Raw genomic sequence first — 17,523 nt, forward strand, 5'->3', positions numbered from 1 at the left:
CAGCGTGCAGGTCATCGACATGCGTCCGACGGTCTCGGAGTCGACGGTCCAGCCGCCGCCCGCGAAGTCACCGATCGTGAAGGTCGGGCGCGTGTCGAACTTCCAGGTCACACCGGAGGGGGTGAAGCCGGTGTCGTTGCGGATCTCGAAGGGGCACCCCTCCGGGGCGAGCTCCGTCGCCGCACCGCAGCCGTCGATGTACGCGTTGACGGCCTCCTCGACGGCGGTCGTCCCGGCGTCGGTGAGGGCGACGGCGAGCGTCGCGGGTTCCGCGGCCTGACCGAAGCCCACGGCCGTGGTGGTCGTCGCCTCGGCGGTGTACCAGTCGCTCTCGCTGAGGGCGACGTCGTAGGTGCCCGGGAGGGCGCGCAGCTGGTACGAACCCTCGGCGATCGGTTCGACGTCGGTGAGGTCGACGCCGCCGACCGTCGCCACCGCGTCCTCAGGGGCGACCACGTCGACCTGGACCGTGCTGAGTTCGGGAGCCTCGAGCTTCCACTTGTCGAAGAGCACGGCGTCCTTGCCGACCTTGGTGAGCGTGAACTCCTGGTCGACGCTCTCGCCGCCCTGGGTGAGACGGGCCTCGACGGTCGCGGTGTTCCCGCTGGTCGTCGTCTTCCCGATCGTGTAGCCGGAGACCTTGCCGGACGCCGCCTTGTACGCGTCGTCGGTCAGCAGCACGTCGGCCGCCGACACCTCGGTACCGGAGAGCTTGAGCGCTTGTTCGGCGTCGCCCGACTTGAGGGCGTCGAGGTAGCTCTTGACCGTCACCTCCGGGGCGTGGAGGGCGTTGCCGACGCTGACGCCGACGATGCCACCGACGATGATGAGGAGGAGGGCGCTCCCGCCGGCGATGATGCCGGTGAGCCCCTTCTTCGAGAGCTTCTTCTTGGGCGGCTGCTGGCCGCCGCCGTACCCGCCGGCGCCCTGCGCGTAGGGCGCCTGGCCGTACTGCTCGGTGGGCTGCTGGCCGTACTGCCCCGTGGGCTGCTGGCCGTACTGACCGGTTCCCTGCTGACCGAACTGCTCGGTGGGCTGCTGGCCGTACTGCGCCGTCTGACCGTAATGACCGGTCTGTTGGCTGTACTGACCGGACTGCTGCCCGTACTGGCCCGTCTGCTGGTCCTGCTGGCCGGACGACTGCTCACCGTACTGGCCGGACTGCTGCCCGTACTGCCCAGACGGCTGCCCGTACGGCGACTGCTGTCCGTACTGCCCCGTCTGCTGCTGGCCTGAGCCCGACTGCTGCGGGCCGTTGCCCTGCCACCCCTGCTGCGGGTCGGGCTGAGCGGGTGGTCGCTGCCACTGGGGCTGCTGCGGGTTCTGATCTCCGGGATCGGTCATGGTGTTGCGCCCCCAATGAGCATGGATCGTGCTGATGACAAGTGCTCGAAAGTATAGTGACGGGTGTCGGACAGCACGATGGGGAGATCTCCCCTCCTGCGTCCAGGTGAACCCCGACGGCTACCAGGGCGAGGTGGGGGAATCCAGCTCCAGCGCGAGGTCGTCGAGGAGCGCGGTGACCTGCGGTTCGACGTACCGCTCCACGGCGTCGTGGATGGCGAGGCGGTGCCCGACGAGGAGTTCGCAGATGCGGCGCCCGGTCTCGTTCGCGCACTGGTCGGCGAGGGCGATCTCGGTGCGCAGCGCCTCCTTCGCGTCGTCCGACAACGGCGGAGGTGGCGGGACCGTCCTCGCCTGGGATTCGCCGAGCTCCGCGAGGGTGAAGAGGTAGGGCTGCTCGGGATCCGGGTCGGGGTCGAGCTGCAACCCGTCGAACTCCGGGTCGAGCCCCTCCCCGGGGCGGTAGGAGCGTTGCGCCTCGCGCAGGTCCGCCGCGCGCAGTTCGGCGCGGAGGACAGGGAGGTTCCGCTCGGTGTACTCCGCCACCGCGTGGTCGACGATTGCCTTCATCCGGGTGGCGAGGCCGTGCTGCACCTGGTGCGGGACGTCGTCCACGAGGCCGGCCGCCCGCAGGATCGGCGACCCGATGCACCGGCGGCAGATCCGGGTGCGTCCACGGTGGGCGGCGGGGTGCCAACGCGGCAGCCACCGGAGCCAGGCGTCGACGGCCTGGCTCACGCTGGTCTCGAGCGAGCGCTCCATACTCACCGAGGGTAGCGCCTCGGCGGCTGTATCGGCCTCAGCGACCTCCGGTGGCGCGCTGGTCGCGTGCTGCTCGCCGGGCGAGCGAACCGGACGGCTGCAGCCGACTCACGAGACTACGCTTCGCGCGGTAGCGGAAGCGGCTCCGCTGGCGGGCGAACCAGCCGAGCGCTCCCTGCGCCCGGGAGGCCTCGGCCTCCGACCGCTGCCACAGCTCGTCGGCCGTCGTGTCGTCCACGTCACGACCGGAGAAGACGACATCGTCGGTCGTCCCCGCGAGCGCGGTGAGCGTGGTCGCGCCCTCCGGTTCCTGGGCACCGAGCATGGACGCCGTGGCCGACCGCGTGGCGGCCGGGGGCACCATGTACCCGAGTTCGGCGTAGCGGTCGATCAGCTCGTCCCACGCACCGGCGGCGCTGCGGTCACCACTGCCCGCGCGGCGACGCTTCGTCCGCCGACGCTTCGCGCCGGAGATGGCGAGGAGCGGGATGAAGTACAGCGACACCGGGACACCCACGATCAGCGCGAGCCACCAGACCCACTCCGGGATCACGAGTCCGTCGTTCTTGTCCTTGTCGTCGCCATCGTCGATCGAGGCCTCGGTGAGGAGGCTGTCGTCGAGGTTGTCGCTGCGCGGCGGCTGACGCACCTGCGGCTGCGGCTCGGTCTTGGGCTTCGGGTCCTGGTCCTGCGGGATCTCGGTCTCATCGGGGGTCGGTGAGAACGCCACCCAGCCGTAGCCCTCGAAGGGCACCTCGACCCACGCCGTCACGTCGTCTCCGACGACCTGCACCGAACCCTGGCCCTCGGTCACCTCGGGCGCGAAGCCCATGACGACCCGCGCGGGGTAGCCGAGCGAGCGGGCCATGAGCGCGAACGCCGACGCGTACTGCTCCTCGTCGCCGACCATCGGTGTGCGGGTGAACAGCTCCGACATCCGGTCGGCGCCGTGGCCGGCGCGCGACGGAGAGCTGTCCGAGGCGAGTCCGTGGCTGAGGAACCCGGTGGTGCGGAGCGTCTGCTCGATCCTCCGCAGCTGGGCCATGGGCGTCGTCTCGGTGCCGACGAACTCCGAGGCCTTCGCGACGACGATGTCGGGGATGTTCGTGACGGGCGGCAGCTCGACCGCTGCGGTCGGTGTCGTCGCGAGGGCCGTGTCGCTCGGGACGGCCTGCGTCGTGGTCCGCTCCTCGTAGTCGTCGCCGGTGCCGATCCCCGAGGTGACGACGGCCGCGCCGCTCTCGGCGTTGTAGCGGATGTCCTCGGATCGCTCCGCCGCCTTGCCGTCGAGGGTGAGCGCGCTCGGATATCCGACGCTGGGCACCCAGATGTCGTCGTAGCCCGTGATGTCGATCGACACCCGGCGGTCGCCACCGGCCGTGATGAGCTCCGGTCCGGGCAGCTGGTCGCCGACGAGTTCGAAGGCACCGGAGCCGTCGGTCGCCGTGGACGGTCCCGAGACGGTCCACAGGCGTCCGTCGTAGCTGTCCATGGCCGCCAGACGGATCCGATCCCCCGGCTCGAGACCGGTGGCGGTGAAGAGCTTCGTCTCGGCGAGGTCCTTCGTGTACTCGCGGAACCCGGCGAGCGGGCTCGGGTACTCCAGGGGGTCGAACGGCGGGGTGACGACCTCGCGGAGGACGAACCGGGAGTCCGCGGGCGGCGAGGCGACGACGGCCGCGCCGCCGCCGACGACGACCGCGACGGCGGCGAGGACGGCCGTGCCGATGATCTTCTTGCGACGGAGGACGGCGGTGGTCGACGCCGCAGCGTTCTCGCCACGACCGGCGCCCGGCCGCCACCCCAGCCAGAGGAGGGCGATCAGCGCGAATGCGATCCCGCGGACGGCCGCCAGGAACGGCGTCTGCGTGCCGAGGAGCACACCGAGCGCGTACAGTGCGGTCGGGCCGACGAGCAGGACGGCGCAGCGCACGGCGACCTGCGGACGGCGCGGGAGCCAGCGGACGGCGAGCACGGCGGAGACGACCCCGACGAGCATCCCCGCGACGTAGGGCAGGGTCATGATGTAGGCGGGCGCGCTCAGCGGGGTCTGCAGGGTGACGAAGTCCTTCCACCCGAACACCGCCCCGATGCTGATCCCACCGAGGGTCCGCAGGTTCGGGAGGACCGCGAACGTCGCGACCGACGGCATCGCCAGGGCACTGCCGAAGACGTAGAAGACGAGGACGGTCGAGAGACCGGTCAGGAGGGCGTTCAGCCGGAGCGCGTGGGAGGCGACACCGACCGCCATGCCGAGCGCGAGACCGCCGAGGCCGGCGAGGAGGAAGCCGGTGCCGCTGAGCGCCGCACCGAAGCCGAGCAGGCCGAGGGCCGCGAGGACGAAGACGACCACGAGGTCGATCCAGGAGCGGCCGGGCAACGGCCACGGCGCGACGAAGGTCGGGACGATGCCCTGGACGTCGACGTCCGCGGCCGAGCCGGCGGGAACGCGTCCGGGGCGCACGGTCGTGCGCTCGTCGACCCCGCTCACAGGGCCCTCGACATGACCTTGGCGAGGTCGCTCAGTGCCCCGACCGTCATGACGTTCATCCCGGCGACGTCCTTGATGCCGGCCCGTGCACCGCGTTCGACGCGGATGCCGAACACGTTGACGTCGGGACCGAAGAGGCGTTGGATCCCCCGGTACTCCTGTGCCTCGAGCCGCGAACCGGCGACGATGATGACGACACTCGGTGCAGGCAGACGCTTCGTGGTCTCCCGGGCGAAGGTGCGTGGGGTGTCGAAGGTGCCCTCGGCGAGCTGCAGCCTGCAGCTGTCGTCGAGGAAAGAGGTCACGGTGTGGGTCCGCAGCGCGAGCCGGTCGGTCACGACGCTGATCGGCACCTGGTCGAGGATCACCTGGGTCGCGATCGACGCGGTGAGCGACACCGCCAACTCGAACTCGTCCTCGTCGTCGGCGTAGTAGCGGGAGTCGGTCGTCATCACCATGGTGAGCTGCGACCGCCGAGTCTCCTCGAACTGCCGCACCATGAGCTGGCCCGTCTTCGCGGAGGACTTCCAGTGGATGTAGCGGCGGTCATCACCGGGGACGTACCCGCGGAGCGCGTGGAAGGAGATGTCGTTGTTCGTGATGGTCTTCGTGACGAGGCCCTCGAGGTCGCGGATGAGACCGGCGGCCGTCGGGTGGAGCCGCGTGGTCTCAGGGTGCACGAAGAGCTCGACCGGTTCCGTCCAGCGCACCTCGCGGCGCAGCAGACCGAGCTGATCACCACGGACCGATACGGCAGGCCCGGCCGGGATGACGGCTCGCCGGTTCGTCGGGACGGCGAACAGCTCCTCGTGCTCGCCGTCCTTCGGGATCGCCGGGATCGCGAACTCCGCGAGGCCGTAGCCCACGGGGACCTCGAGGCGCGTGGGCGTCGTGGCGCGGTTGCCGGGGTTGGCGATGAGGACCTGCCCGATCGCGCGCTCCCCGACGGTGACGCGGCTGGGGTTCAAGTGGATGGAGATGCGGAAGGTCGACCGCCCGAAGAGGTACGCGACGGAGGCCAGCAACGCGGCCAGCGGCACGAAGCCGAGGAAGACGAGCTCCGCCCACCCCAGGATGAAGCCGGCGACGGTCGCGATGACGCCGATCGCGAGCACGACCCAGCCGAGGCCGCTGACGACAGCGAGCACGGGCTGCGCAGCCGACCAGACGACCCTGGCCCAGGGCACGACGACGGCACCGACGCCGTCGAGCGCGCTGCGGAACGGGTTCGGCCGTCGAGCGGGAGCCGGCGCGCCATCGATGTGCGCATCGGGACCCTCGGGCCCCGCCTCGGCAGGCGCGCCGACCGTCGCCGTGCGGACCGGATCGGATCCGTCCGGCGCGGCGGCGGCGCGCTGCTCGAGGGTCTCGCTCATGCTGCGCGGTACGCCGGCGGAGCGATGCTGACGAGGACCCGGGCGACGACGTCCTGCGCGGTCACGCCGGCGAAGTCGGACTCGGGGTCGATGATGATGCGGTGCGCGAGGACGGCCTGCGCGAGGTCGTTGACGTCGTCGGGGGTGACATAGGTGCGTCCCTGCGAGATCGCCCAGGTCTTCACCGCGCGTACGAGGGCGAGCGCACCACGCATGCTCACGCCGAGCGCGACGTCCTGGTCGTCCCGCGTCGCCGCGACGACGTCGGCGACGTACTCGAGGATGCTGCCGTCGACGTGCACCTCGGTGGCGAGCTGCGCCATGGTGATGACCGCGCTGGAGGCGATGATCGGCTGGACCTTGGTCGCGCGCGCCCGGTTCGAGGCGTCGAGGAGCAGGTTCACCGAGGTCTGGCGGTCGGGGTAGCCGAGCGTCGTCTTGATGAGGAAGCGGTCGAGCTGCGCCTCGGGCAGTTTGTACGTCCCGGCCTGCTCGATCGGGTTCTGCGTCGCGATGACCATGAACGGCTGGCCGGCCTCGTAGCTCGTGCCGTCGATCGTGACGATGCCCTCCTCCATGACCTCGAGGAGTGCCGACTGCGTCTTCGGCGAGGCACGGTTGATCTCGTCCGCGAGCACGATGGAGGCGAAGATCGGTCCCTTGTGGAACTCGAAGATCCCCTTGCCCTGGTCGTAGATCGTCACACCGGTGACGTCGGACGGCAGGAGGTCGGGCGTGAACTGGATCCGCGAGCTCGTGCCGTCGAGCGTGTTCGCGAGGGCCTTCGCGAGCACGGTCTTGCCGGTGCCCGGGTAGTCCTCGAGGAGCACGTGGCCCTCCGAGAGCATGGCCGTGACGACGAGCTTGATGACGTGCTCCTTGCCGAGGATGGCCTGCTCGACGTTGCCGACGAGCTTGCCGAACGCGTCGGCGAACCAGGTGGCCTGTTCCTGCGTGACAGTCATGGAGGTGTTGGATGCTTTCGTGTAGGAGGGAGAGGTGGAAGGTCGAGCCGCTACATCGCGTTCCATGCGGCTGCTGAGGTGGCCCCGATGCTGAACGTCTCGCCCGTCGCCGTGTTCCGGAAGAACGCGGTGATCGTCTCACCGGCGGGGATGACGCCCAGGTGGTTGTTGTGGACGAAGCTGCCCGTCCCGCTGGCGTTGATGTTCGAGGTCGAACCCACCGCCGAGCCATTGCGCTGGATCTGCACGTCGTAGTTGCCGTTCGGGACGTCGGCGTAGCGGACTCCGACGTCGTAGCAACCGGTACCGCCGCTCTGACACGCGTGCGGTTGACCGGACTTGTACAGCGATCCGCTCGGCTTCGGCGGTGGTGGGTTGTTCACCGTCACCTCGGCCGGCCCGCCTTCGGGTCCGGTACCTCCGGGACCCTCCGCGGAGACGTAGACCTGGTAGGTGCCGGCGCCGATGCCGCCCACCGAGTCGCTGGTGCCACCCGTCGTCCCGGTCTGCACCGTGCTGGAGCCGCTCATGATCCGCCAGTGGTACTTGTCGACCTGTCCGCCGGTGTCGGCGGGAGCGTTCCACCGCATGGTCAACGTTGCCGGCGCATCGCCTGACGACTTCAGTGAGACGTTCTGTGGCGCACTCGGCACGCCGTAGGCGGTCGCAGCGATCCCATTCGAACCGGCACTCGGACCGACGGAGTTCTGCGCATAGGCGGTGAAGGTGTAGTTCTGCCCGTTCGTCACGTCGAAGGTGCAGTCGTTGCCGGGGGCGCACTGCTTCTCCCCGCCGCCGCTCCACTTCACCGCGTGGTACTCGATGGGTGCGCCGTTGCTCGCCGGCGAACCGCCGACGACGACGGTGATCTTGCCGCTCTTCGCACTCTTCAGACTGAGCGACGGTGGATCGGGAACGTCCTTCACGACGACCGTGATGCGACCCTGGACCTTCCGGTTCGGGTCGTTCGTCGCGTCCTGGACCGTGTAGATGACGCTCACGGTCCCGCTCTTCGACGAACCGGGGGTGACCGTGACCGTGCCACTGGAGAACGTGGCCGTCGCCCCACCGGCCGGCGCGCTCTCCACGGTGGCGTCGACGATCTTGAGCGGGGTGTCGGGGAACGGGTTGTAGTCGTTCGCGAGCACGCTGATCGACTCGGCCTTGTTCTTGCGGCCCTCTTCGACACGGTCGTCGATGGCACGTGGGAGCGGCCTGGTCGAGGAGACGACGCGGACGTTGATCGACCCCGGGACGGAGTACTCCTTGTAGTTCACGGTGAACGTCAGCGTGGCCGAGGTGCCGGGTTGCGTCCCCTGCGGAGCGGAGATCGAGACCTGAGAACCGGAGAGGCTGCCCTGGACGCCCGCGGTCGTGCCGCCGAAGCCCTGGTAGGTGAGCGCGGCGAGGATCTTCGGGTTCGGGTGGTCGCTCGACGCCCGCAGGTCGACGGTCACCGGCGCCTCGCCGGCCTCGATCGTCACCGTCGGCGGGGTGAACGTCGGCGGGACGTCCTCGAGGTTCGGGTCGCCGACCGTGATCGGCAGCGTGAGCAGCTTGCTCTCTCGGCCGTCCGTGGCCTCGAAGCTCACCGAGGCGGGTCCGCGGTAGTCCTTCGCCGGGGTGAAGGTGATCGTGGCGTCGTCGACGTAGCTCGACGTGCCGTTGCTCCGGAAGTTGACGACGCTGCCCTCGGAGGCGATCGTGACGGGCTTGCCGGACGGCGCCTCGGTGATGTCGGAGAGCTTCCAGGTGCGCGTCTCGTTGACCTTGACGATCTGCTCCGGCAACGGACTCTTCATCCGCGGCGGCTCGCCGTCGGTCGCAGCCGGCACGATGATGAACGCGGCGCCGCTCAGCTGCGTGACCGGGTCCGTCAGGCGGTAGGCGATCGCCTGGCGTCGGTCGGTGAGGGTCACCCGGATGGTGCCACCGTCGCGGACCTCGCCGGAGGCGGCGTTCACACCTTCGAGGCTCGGCTGCAGGTCGTCGATCAGCCCACCGGGGTTCTGCGCGCCGTCGAGCACGTCGATGTCGATGGTCTTCTTGCCGACGATGTCGGCGTCCTCGAGGACGTGATCATCCGCCTCGGGGAACTGCGGCTTCGCGTCCTTCGTGACCTTGACCTGGATGTAGGCGCTGTCGATGCCACCCTTGCCGTTGGTGATCTGGTACCGGACCGTGAAGAACGCCTCCTCCTCCGGCACTTCGATAACGACACGGCTTTTGCTGACCTCGGCGGTGAGGCCGTCGTCCACCGAGAGCAGCTTCGGTTCGAGTTTGAGCTTGTACCCGTTCGGATCGGAGTCGTTCGAGAGCACCGGTACGGACGCGACCTTGCCCGGGAGGACCTCGATGTAGTCGTCGACCGCGTTCGGCTGGCCGTCGACCTCCGGGCGTCCGATGACCCCGATCTTGATCGTGCCGACGGCGACCGCACCGTAGGTGTCCTTGACCCGGTACTGGAACGTGTCGGTGCCGGAGGAGTCCGGAGCCGCCTCGTAGACGAACCAGGTGCTCCCCTGCTCGATGACGCGACCGAGCAACGGTGCCGAGGCGATGTCGTCGACGACGACGGAGTCGCCGTTCGGGTCCAGGCCGTCGAGCGGGACGTCCACGCGGACCGTCGCACCCGCGAACACGCGCGAGGTCAGCAGCTGTGGCACGGGCGGCTGGTTGTTCTTCTTGTCCTCGCCGACCACGTTGAAGGTGACCGTCGCCGTGTCGGCCTCGCCGAACGTGTCGTACACGCGGTACGTCGTCGTGTAGGTGCCCGGTTCGCTCGGCGCCTGGAAGCGGACCTCGTCGTCGTCGACGAAGGCGAGGCCGGCGGTCGGGTCGTCGACGAGCTGGCGGTCGACGAGCATGACCGCCGCGTCCGGGTGGTAGTCGTTCTCGAGCACCGCGACGTTGGCGATGTCGCCCGCGCGGACGACGACCGCATCGTCGGTCGCGACCGGTGCCTGATGCTTCGGCAGCGGTGGCACCGGGACGACCGTCACGGCCGCCGTCGCGGACGAGGTGCCGTCGGACACGACGTAGGTGAACTGCAGCTGCTGTTCGATCGGCGCGGACGAGGAGACGCGGATGACCGCGCTGTCGAGGACCTCGACGGACAACGAGGTCGACTCGTCGGGAACGGAGACGGACTGCACGGCGAGCACCTGCCCACCCGGCGACTCGTCGTTCGCGAGGACCGGGATCGTGATCGTCTCGTTCGGACGCAGATAGCCTTCGTCCTTGACGGCGACCGGCGGCCGCACATCGGTGGGCTTCTCGAGGACGTCGACGCGGATGAGCCCGATGCTCGAGGCGATGCCGGCACCGAGCGTGTACTTCAGGTAGTAGGTGCCGGGCTCGTTCGAGGACACAGTGACGGACTGCTTCTCGAGGCTCGGTGAGGACACGAGACCGCCCTGCAACGCGTCGACGCCGATGAGCCCGAGCGGGGCCCCACTCGGTGACTGATCGTTCGCCAGCGGCTGGACGAGAGCCGACTCGCCGACGAAGGTCGAGACGAAGTCGGGTGTGCCGATCGGACTCAAGGCTCCGGCGGGTTGCACGTCGACCTTGAGGGTGCCCTCCGCCGAGTTGACTCCGTCGGACACGACGAACTTGACGTCGCGCGGGCCCATTTCGGGCGAGGCGTGCGTGAACGTGACGAAACCGTCCGGGGTGAACCGGACGAGGTCGCTGGACGCCGGTGAGGCCGACTGGAGGAAGATGTCGTCGCCGTCGGGATCACGCCAGTCGGCGAGCACGTTGTAGGTGACCGTCTGCCCGGCCTCGACCGAGACGGCGGCCTCGCGATGGGACGTCGGCGGCTCGTTGACCTCGGGCGGTTTGATGGCGATGCTCACGTTCGCTTCGGCCACGCCGCCTGGTCGTCCATCGTTGACGGAGTAGCGGAACGACGTCGTCCCGGCCACGAAGCCCTCGGCCGGGGTGAACTGGAGCGCGCGCCCGCCGTCGATGGATTCGAGCTTGCCCGTCTCCGCGGCGAGCTCCGGCGGGTTCTGGATCGTGAGGACGTCGCCGTCGGCATCCGAGTCGTTGTCGAGCAGCGGCAGCACCGTCGCGCGACCCTGGCGGACGCCGAACGCGTCGTCGCGGGCGATGGGCGGGCGGTTCTCGTCGGTGCGCTCGGCGAGCGTGTCCTCGAAGGACTGCTCGGAGGCCTTCTCGTCGCCGTCCTCGCCGTCCTCCTCCTGCGGAGGCGTCACCTCGTCCCAGTTGTCGACGAGGCGCATGTTCGCCTGCACGAGCCAGGAGTTGCCGGTCTGGACGTTGTTCAGGGCGATGACCGAGCGGTTGACCCGGAAGACGAGCTGCTGGCCGATGGTCTCCGGGTTGATGTCCTCGATGACGGGCTTCTTGTCGGCGCACTCGGCGGCGTACCGACTGGAGGAGGCCCAGGCTCCGTGCATGCAGCCGTCGAGGTTGACCGGTGCCGTGACCTCGGCCGCGGTCGTCGCCGCCGTCGTGACGTCCGCGTCGAGCACCTCCGGGTCGCCGCCGCCGAGCGGGACGCGGACGAGCGAGTCACCGGTGGCGATGACGGCGGCGTCGTCCGACGCCGACGGCTCCTGGATCTTCAACGGCTTGCCCGGCAGCTCGACGACGGAGCCGTCCTGCTTCACGAGGTCGCCGGACTTCAGGTCGAGGATGACCGCCTGCTCACCGGCCGCACTCAACTGGTAGTCGTCGAGCTTCGGGAGCTTCGACTCGGTCTTCGTGCCGTCGGGCAGGATGCGGTAGAGCCGCCCCTTCGCGGGTGCGACCGCGAGGATGGTGCCCGTCGAGGTGACGACCGCTTGACCGGCCTTGCCGATGGAGACGATCGGCTTCGTCTCCGTGGGGTCGAAGCGGAGCTCCCCCGCGGCGTCGACGGACCAGAGCTTGCCGGTCTCCCCAGCCACGACCGAGAGTCGGTCGCCGCCGTAGTGCACCGTCGCGCCGGTCGGCAGCGAGACACGCTGGATGAGGCTCGTGAAGGCCGGGTCGATCCGTTCGAGCGAGGAGAGCGCCTTGTCCTGGAGGAAGACGTCGTCGCCGTCCTGCAGCACGTCGGCGTTGTTGGAGGCCGTCGACACCGCTCCGTCGAGTTCGGAGATCTGATCGTTGAGACGGCCCGCGAGGAGCGATTCACCGTTGGTGACCCAGACGTCGCGGGACTCGAGGTCGACCTCCGTGACCGGGAAGCCCTGGTGGATGAGCGCGGCGGTCACCGGTACGGCGACGAGGACCGACAGGGCCGTGATCGAGGCCGCGGTCTTGCGTTTGCGCAGCCAGGCACTCCAGTTGCTCACGGTCCCCCAGGTGATGTTCGGTCAAGCATCGGTCGATGCGCCACGCTGCAAACGCGGAGTCACTCTAACAAAGAAGTCCGTCATGGAAAACGGTTGCGAGGGTCAACCACGAACCGGTTGTCCCCCGTCGACGTCCGCCTGATCGGCGTGGTCGAGGAGCGGGAGGTCACTGGCGTCCACGAGTCGGGTCGAGACCGCGTACTCGACCAGCCGTGCACGACGGCCGGTCGCGAGCTTCCCCGGCCCACCGCGGAGCCCCTGCACCCCGAACTTGTCGAGCTTGTCGCAGACGTTGTCGAGCTTGCGGTTGAAGGTGGTCTGGCTCCAGCCGAGGCGGGCGGCAGCGGCGGCCGACGCCGGGATCTCGCCGCGACCGGGCGACGCCTGGCGCAGGACGTCCTCCGCCAGGGCGACGATGAGGAGGCGCTGGCTGCTCGTCAGGTGGATCGGCCCGACCGTCGTGGTCCCGGCGGTGGTCGTCGAGAGCTGCGACGGACTGAAGTACTCGAGGTCCGAGGTGATCGTGAAGTCGTAGGTCGTCGTCCCGGCACTGAACAACACCTGCAGCTCGGGGAACACGATCGGGAGCCGGGCACCGGGCGCGAGCCACGCCTGCACGTTGCCGGTCGTATCCGTCACCGTCGCGGAGAGGGTGTTCCCGATGTTCGTGAGCCACCAGAGCCCGGCATCGAAGGTGACACTGAGGAAGGTGCGATGCAGGAAGGGGTTCTCGTCGACGACGAGGTCGCCCTCGCGCCCGATCAGGAACGGCTTGCGTGCGTCCACGGCGTACTCCTCGCCGCAGAACTCGACGCGCACCGCCGTCTTCGTCGTCGCCGTGTCCGTCGCCTCGTCCGTGGTCATCGTCTGGTCCCCCTGTGGTCGGTCATCGTCTCGCTCCAGCTACTGCTGCGAGCACATCTCGAGTGGATCGGGTGAGGTGACGCCGCCTCGGACGATCACCACCTCGATGCACAGCTGCGCACCCGGAGCGCTCGGCTTCAGGTCGACCGCGTACGTCGAGGTCGGTACCTTCGGCGAGTTCTTGCCGCTGCTCGTCACCTGGTAGATGTACGAGTCGCCGTCCTGCGGATCCGGGTTGTCCCAGATGAACGTCACGACGCTGCCGTCCTCGCTGATGTTCACCCCGAACGGCTTCGGCGAGGGGACGTCGCTCAGTTGGATGGGCGCCCCGGTCGCCGCGGCCGTCGGCTTCGGGTCGGCGGCGGCGCCCTGCCAGATGATCCCGGCCGCGATACCGCCGACCGCAAGCACCGCGACGCCGCCCGCGACGAGGAGGCGGGTCAGTCGGCGACGTCTGGCCCGTCCGGCGGCGTCGGCATCGGGATCCTCCGTGGGAACTGCAGCCGCGGTCTCGAGGCGGTCGCGGCGGATCGTCTCGGAGGGCACCGAGGCCGCTCCGACGGTGATCGGCGCCGACGGCTGGATCGGTTGGACGAGCGGTCCGGCCGAGCGCACGACCGTCTCGTCTCCGATGGACGGCTGCACACTCGGCACGCCGGGTCGGGGCTGGGCCTCGACCGTCGGGACCTGCCGGACCCGCGTCTCGTCCGACGCGCTGCTGGACGTGTCCGGTCGGGGGGCCTGCGACTGCGGCTGTACGAGGTTCGGGATGTCGATGGGCGTCGGCGCGTAGGCCAGCTCCATCTCGACACGCTGCAGCGCCCGCGCGAAGTCGACGGCGCTCTCGAAACGGTTGGCGCGGTCCTTCGCGAGGCCCTTCTGCAGCGTCGCGACGAGGGACGCCGGTGCGTCGTCGCGCCCGAGCGGGGTGACGGTCCCGCGCTCGATCCGGCTGATGAGGTCGGCCGCACCGTTCGACTGCCCGGGAATCTCGAACGGCGTGCGTCCGGCGAGCAGCGTGTAGACCGTCGCGGCCAGGGAGAAGACGTCGGATCGGACGTCGGGATGCGGCTCGTCCTCGAACATCTCGGGCGGTGACCAGGGGATGGAGAGACCCACCGTCTGGGTACCCGAGGCGCCTGTCGAGCCGACGTCGCCCGGCCGCCCGGGGCCGGGCGTCGACGGCACCTCGAGTTCGACGGCCTGCGAGATGCCGAAGTCGGTCAGCGCCGGCCAACCGTACGCGTTCGTGAGCACGTTGGCCGGCTTGATGTCGCGGTGGAGGATGCCGGCGGCGTGTGCGGTCGCCACCGCACTGGCCAGGCGGACGCCGGTCCGCAGCGCGTCGGCGACGGCGAACCGCCGCAGCTTCGCCTGCTCTGCGAGGCTCGGCCCCGCGCAGTACTCCATCGCGAGGTACGGTCGGCCGTCCGGGGCGACGTCCGCCGTGTAGATCGTGACGATGTACGGGTGCGCCGAGAGCTGCGCCATGAGGTTCGCCTCGGCGACGAAGGCCTCGCGGGTCTGCTCACTGAGGTGCTCGGCGAGAAGCACCTTGACGGCGACCTGACGCCGCGGCAACTGCTGCTCGTACAGGAAGACGTCGGAGAACCCACCGGCTCCGAGCTGTCGTTCGAACCGCAGCCCGGGGATGGCCGGCGGTTGCGAAGGTGAGCGGCGCACGTCAGCCCTCTCGGACGCGCAGCGCGACGCCGCCGCCGAGGTCGATGACGGTCCCGACGATCACCGGTGTCGGCTCCCCCGGTCGCAGGGACTGCGGCGCCTGACCGGGCAGGACGACCTGCGTGCCGTTCCGCGAGTGGAGGTCGGTGACGACGACCGTGCCGCCCTCGACCGCGACGCGCACGTGGCTCCGCGAGATGTCGTCTCCCGTGAGCGTGACGAGTGTCGGGACGACCGACGCCGGGACCTGCGAGACGCTCGGCGCCCGGCCGAGCACGACGGGCGAGGCGAGCGACTGGCGAGTCCCGCCGGGGAGCTCGAGGTAGGTGAGCGGCGTGGCCGACGGGGTGGACGACCGTGCGGGCGGGGTCTCGGCCGCGCGACGCGCACGCAGCGCGGCGAGATCCTCGGCGAGGATCGTGTGGCCGTCGTGGTCGCCGAGGTCCGATGGTCCGGCTGCCGCGGGTTCCGGTGCGGCGACCGCGGTGGCTGCCGCCTGCTGGTGCGCCGACGCCTCGGCCGCCGCGCGTTCGGCGTCGCCCGCCTCGTCGACCGCCGCCGCACCGACCGGACGGAGCACGGTCTGGCCGAACAGGAAGTCGTAACCCTCGTCGACGGGCTCCTCCGGGGTCGACGGGGTCTCGTCCGGGTCGTCCTCGTCGTGGAAGAACTGGGTGTCGGAGACGGACGGCACGACGTGGAGCGGCTGAACGGGCTCGACGTGCGCAACCGGGGTCGCCTCGTCGCCGTCCGTCTCGTCGTCCGCATCGTCCGAGGTCGCCGCGGATGCAGCGGGCTCGGCGGGGGCCGGGACGGGCGGGGCCGCGAGCTGCTCCGCCGCGGTCGGCGTGCTCGTGGACGACTCGGTCGGCCGGCGCTCGTCGGTGGTCGGAGTGGCGAGGGAAGCCGTGGCCTCCTCGTCGAGGGTCGCCGTGATGGAGGTCGTCCAGACGGCTCCCGACCCGAGCGGGAGGCGCACGCCGGACGGGTTCGGCTGGTCGCTCCGGAGCGTGACGCTCACCGCGTCGGCGTGGTGTTCCTCGACCCAGGTGGTCGCGCGGGCGCCCAGGACCGTCTCGGTCCCGGCGGCGCTCGTCACGACGGCGGCCGCGAGCCCGCGCACGATGACCGTCGCGCCCGATCCGTCCCAGACGGCCGCGGCGAACGCGGGCGTGTTCGAGAGACCGCCGGCCGCGAGGCGGTCGACGATCAGCGACAGCGACGCGTCGCCCGGGAGGTCCGCGGCGAATGCGGCAGCGGCGGTGTCGTCTCCCTGGGCGTCGACCAGCACCAGTCTGCCGGGCCCCGCCACAGCGAGCCAACGGCGGACCTCGGCCGGTTCCATTTCGTACGAGTACACGGCCACTCCTCTAGCCTCGCGGCATCGTCTCTTCAAGATACCCGAGACCACCCGCGTCATCGTAGCCGGGGCCGCTGGACATCAGCGAGGTCGACACGACGTCGACGACGAGCGCGGTCACGTTGTCCCGTCCGCCGGCGGCCAGCGCGAGCTCCACGAGGCGGTCTGCGGCTCCCTCGAAGCCCTGCGACAGGACCTCGGCGATCCGTTCGTCGGACAGCTCACCGGTGAGCCCGTCCGAACACAGCAGGAAGCGCTGCCGCCCGGCGACGGGGAGGAGCCAGACGTCCGGGTCGATGCCGGCCTCGACGCCGATCGCCTTCGTCACGATGTTGCGGTCGGGGTGTTCGCGCGCCTCCGCCTCCGTGATGGAGCCGGCGTCGACGAGTTCCTGGACGGCCGAGTGGTCGACGGTGATCCGACGGAGTGCGCCGTCGGCCCAGGTGTAGACCCGGGAGTCCCCCACGTTGAACACCATCCAGTGGAGGTCGGTCTGCGGCGACAGCGCCACGAGCGCGAGGCCCGCGACGGTCGTGCCGATGACCCCGTTCGGCGTGGGGATGCTGCGGATGACCGCGTTGGCGGCGACGATCGTGGTCACGACCGCCTCGGTCGTCGTCGGCATGCCGATCGGGATGCCGCGTTCGAGCGCCGCCGCGACCTCACGGCTCGCGACCTCGCCGCGTTCGTGCCCGCCCATGCCGTCGGCGACCACGAAGGCGGGCGCGCCGGCGTAGAACGCGTCCTCGTTCAGGCGTCGGACCAGCCCGGTGTCGGTCCGGCCCTCGCTGCGCAGGGTGTGCGTGGACCGCGCGGTCTCGATCGTCGTCATCCCGCACCGCCCAACGCGGCGGGGAGGGTCGGTACCTCGCCCGGCCAGCTTCCGTACCTCGCGTCGAGGTCGGAGCTCGAGAGCTCCACGGAATCGCCACCGGCGTACTGCTCGGAGGCGATGTCCAGCGTCGCGAGGATGGCGATCGTCGACTCGACGGTCTGCCCGGGGGCGTCGAAGGCGAATCGCACGAAGCGCCCGCGGTCGACCTCGTCCTGGGACGCGAGCTGCGCGAGGGAGTAGTCCACGAGGGCACCGGGGTCGCCGGTGAAGGCGTCGGTCGCCGAGAGCGTCGCGGTGACGTACGCCGTCGTGCCGTCCCAGGCGCGGGCGGCCGTGAAGTCGGCCCCGGGGATCTCGGCGACCGCTTCCTCGACGGCGGCCAGCGTCCGGTCCGAGGTGCGGGCCGGGGTGCGTTGCGCCGTCGGCGCTGCGGTCCCGCAGGCGGTGAGGAGCCCCAACAGGACGACCGACACGGCGCCGGATCGGACGATGGTGCTGATGCGCATGGAAGGCCTCACGGTCGGGAACGGGCTG

Annotated in this window: 10 protein-coding genes and 1 pseudogene; all 11 read right to left on the reverse strand. The window is 70.2% G+C overall.

The features are described 5' to 3' along the window. Window positions 1-1,344 (reverse strand): annotated as a pseudogene (locus IFU11_RS08175) (hypothetical protein); the annotation flags it as partial. 120 nt (window positions 1,345-1,464) lie between these two features. Further along, window positions 1,465-2,106 (reverse strand): spermidine/putrescine ABC transporter substrate-binding protein, encoded by a 642-nt coding sequence (locus IFU11_RS08180; RefSeq protein WP_192004665.1) that lies wholly within the window; start codon window positions 2,104-2,106, stop codon window positions 1,465-1,467. 37 nt (window positions 2,107-2,143) lie between these two features. Continuing rightward, window positions 2,144-4,597: a transglutaminase domain-containing protein gene (locus IFU11_RS20745; protein ID WP_192018637.1), complete on the reverse strand. Its 2,454-nt coding sequence runs from the start codon at window positions 4,595-4,597 to the stop codon at window positions 2,144-2,146. Next, entirely contained in the window at window positions 4,594-5,973 is a 1,380-nt protein-coding gene (locus IFU11_RS08190; RefSeq protein WP_192018638.1) for a DUF58 domain-containing protein, read from the reverse strand. Before IFU11_RS08190 ends, IFU11_RS20745 begins: the two co-directional genes overlap by 4 nt. Continuing rightward, complete coding sequence (locus IFU11_RS08195; RefSeq protein WP_085510244.1) at window positions 5,970-6,938, reverse strand: AAA family ATPase; 969 nt, start codon at window positions 6,936-6,938, stop codon at window positions 5,970-5,972. Before IFU11_RS08195 ends, IFU11_RS08190 begins: the two co-directional genes overlap by 4 nt. 50 nt (window positions 6,939-6,988) lie before the next feature. Next, a complete protein-coding gene (locus tag IFU11_RS08200; RefSeq protein ID WP_192018639.1) occupies window positions 6,989-12,247 on the reverse strand; it encodes an Ig-like domain-containing protein in 5,259 nt (1,752 codons plus the stop codon). 102 nt (window positions 12,248-12,349) lie between these two features. After that, window positions 12,350-13,111, reverse strand: coding sequence for a hypothetical protein (locus IFU11_RS08205; protein ID WP_192018640.1), 762 nt, complete (start codon window positions 13,109-13,111; stop codon window positions 12,350-12,352). A gap of 39 nt (window positions 13,112-13,150) precedes the next feature. Then, window positions 13,151-14,794, reverse strand: coding sequence for a serine/threonine-protein kinase (locus IFU11_RS08210; protein WP_192018641.1), 1,644 nt, complete (start codon window positions 14,792-14,794; stop codon window positions 13,151-13,153). 1 nt (window position 14,795) lies between these two features. Continuing rightward, window positions 14,796-16,154 (reverse strand): FHA domain-containing protein, encoded by a 1,359-nt coding sequence (locus tag IFU11_RS08215; protein WP_192018642.1) that lies wholly within the window; start codon window positions 16,152-16,154, stop codon window positions 14,796-14,798. Between the two features lie 10 nt (window positions 16,155-16,164). Continuing rightward, a complete protein-coding gene (locus tag IFU11_RS08220) occupies window positions 16,165-16,986 on the reverse strand; it encodes a PP2C family protein-serine/threonine phosphatase (protein WP_137242168.1) in 822 nt (273 codons plus the stop codon). Further along, window positions 16,983-17,495: a hypothetical protein gene (locus IFU11_RS08225; protein ID WP_191940619.1), complete on the reverse strand. Its 513-nt coding sequence runs from the start codon at window positions 17,493-17,495 to the stop codon at window positions 16,983-16,985. The genes IFU11_RS08220 and IFU11_RS08225 overlap by 4 nt, the downstream gene beginning before the upstream one ends. Window positions 17,496-17,523 lie beyond the last annotated feature (28 nt).

The sequence above is a fragment of the Plantibacter sp. CFBP 8804 genome, from assembly GCF_014841225.1.
Lineage (GTDB): Bacteria > Actinomycetota > Actinomycetes > Actinomycetales > Microbacteriaceae > Plantibacter > Plantibacter auratus.

Bases quoted from the DNA above. Each gene is read 5' to 3' on its own strand.
- IFU11_RS08180 (WP_192004665.1), bottom strand. From the start codon at position 2,106: ATGGAGCGCTCGCTCGAGACCAGCGTGAGCCAGGCCGTCGACGCCTGG.
- IFU11_RS08190 (WP_192018638.1), bottom strand. From the start codon at position 5,973: ATGAGCGAGACCCTCGAGCAGCGCGCCGCCGCCGCGCCGGACGGATCC.
- IFU11_RS08195 (WP_085510244.1), bottom strand. From the start codon at position 6,938: ATGACTGTCACGCAGGAACAGGCCACCTGGTTCGCCGACGCGTTCGGC.
- IFU11_RS08205 (WP_192018640.1), bottom strand. From the start codon at position 13,111: ATGACCACGGACGAGGCGACGGACACGGCGACGACGAAGACGGCGGTG.
- IFU11_RS08220 (WP_137242168.1), bottom strand. From the start codon at position 16,986: ATGACGACGATCGAGACCGCGCGGTCCACGCACACCCTGCGCAGCGAG.
- IFU11_RS08225 (WP_191940619.1), bottom strand. From the start codon at position 17,495: ATGCGCATCAGCACCATCGTCCGATCCGGCGCCGTGTCGGTCGTCCTG.